General features: G+C 41.3%; 2 protein-coding genes. Both read left to right on the top strand.

The window, feature by feature from the left end; translation table 11 throughout:
• Positions 1 to 209: 209 nt before the first annotated feature.
• A complete protein-coding gene (locus CXF78_RS16170) occupies positions 210 to 545 on the top strand; it encodes a tetraheme c-type cytochrome CctA (RefSeq protein WP_059745144.1) in 336 nt (111 codons plus the stop codon).
• 290 nt (positions 546 to 835) lie between these two features.
• Positions 836 to 1,825: molybdopterin-dependent oxidoreductase (locus tag CXF78_RS16165; protein ID WP_180957184.1), on the top strand; the 990-nt coding region annotated here is incomplete at its 3' end.

The following is a 1,825-nucleotide window of genomic DNA, read 5'->3' as shown; positions in this document are numbered from 1 at the left end:
ATTATGACTTAATCTAAATTAATTTTGCTTAAAGTGGATTGATTAACTACGTTTATATTGTCAGTTAATTTGAGATTGTTTATAAATCTTTGATAAACGGTTTATAAACAACGTTGTCGAATAACCCTTAAGCAAAGAGTCGTGCTGCAGTGTGATGATCCGCGTCAGATAATAGAATGCGGACACACACTAAATTGGAGGAATGAATAGTGAGCAATAAACTACTGAGTGCATTGTTTGCGGCTGGTTTCGCGGTAATGATGATGTCTTCTGCATCATTTGCTGCTGATGAGACCCTCGCAGAGTTTCACGTTGAAATGGGTGGCTGTGAAAACTGTCACGCTGATGGTGAACCATCAAAAGATGGCGCTTATGAATTTGAACAATGTCAAAGTTGTCATGGTTCACTAGCTGAAATGGATGATAACCATAAGCCACATGATGGTATTTTAATGTGTGCAGATTGTCATGCGCCACATGAAGCAAAAGTAGGCGAAAAGCCAACATGTGATACATGCCACGATGATGGCCGTACTGCAAAATAAGTTATCTTAGATGGCTTGAAAATACCGACATAATGTCGGTATTTTTGTTTTTATTCCTCAAGAGTATACATCTCACTTTTATTTTTATACCTCTTTATAGGTATCTAAAGTCTTTTGATTTCAATTAGATGCGCTACATAACAGCGCAGCCAATGCACTTTTGTTGCGCAAATGTTGTAATGCTTTATTTATCTAAATATCCATTTCTATTATAAATCAGTGAGTTAATTTTCTGGCACAGCTTTCGCAGTACCTTACCCATGAGATAGTCAAAGTGAAAGGGTAGATGTATGTCAGTGGTCCAATCAAGTTGTGCTTATTGTGGTGTCGGATGCGGTGTTAGCGTGTCTTCAAATAAACCGAATTGGACCGATGTCGACGCTGCAGATTTAATACTAGTCGGTGACAACAAGCATCCAGCTAATTACGGTCATTTATGTGCCAAAGGTGAACGCTTACTCGACAGTTTAGCCCAACCCAATGTACTGCGTTATCCTAAACTTCGTTCTGGTATGCCACTTGATTGGGACAAGGCGAGCACCTTAATTGCTGATACCTTTGCGAAAACCATTGCAGAACATGGTCCAGATTCAGTCGCACTGTATCTTTCTGGCCAATTACTCACTGAAGATTATTATGTTGCCAACAAGTTTGCTAAAGGCTTTTTAAAAACGGCTAACGTCGATACTAACTCACGCTTATGTATGTCGTCAGCGGTGAGCGCAATGCAGCGTGCCTTTGGTGAAGATGTAGTTCCTGGATGTTACGACGATCTAGAGCAAGCTGATGTGATAGTGCTTGTAGGGGCCAATACCGCTTGGACTCATCCCGTTCTTTTTCAAAGAATTTTAGCCGCAAAAAAAGCCAATAATGCTCAGTTAGTGGTAATCGACCCGTTATCAACAGCCACAGCAAAACAAGCAGACTTACATTTAGCCATTAAACCGGGCGCTGATTTAACCTTATTTCATGGCTTACTCGGTTACCTAGCAGATCAAAATCGTGTCGACCACGCGTATATTGCCGCACATACAGAAGGCTTTGATACTGTGGTTTTGCAGGCGCAACAATTAAGTGCCAATTTAGCCGATCTTGCCACGCAAGTCGGTGTTTCAGTCACTCAGCTGACGCAATTCTATCAACTTGTAGCCAACAATAAAAAAGTACTTACGGCATCTTGTCAGGGGGTTAATCAGTCAACCATTGGCACCGATGCAACCAATGCGATGATTAACTGCCACCTCGCGTTAGGGCACATTGGTCAAGCTGGTTGTGGTTTT

The organism is Shewanella sp. 11B5 (assembly GCF_002836795.1).
Taxonomy (GTDB): Bacteria; Pseudomonadota; Gammaproteobacteria; order Enterobacterales; family Shewanellaceae; genus Shewanella; species Shewanella frigidimarina.
The sequence above is the reverse complement of the archived record's forward strand: the minus strand, read 5'-3'. Positions and strand labels throughout refer to the sequence as shown.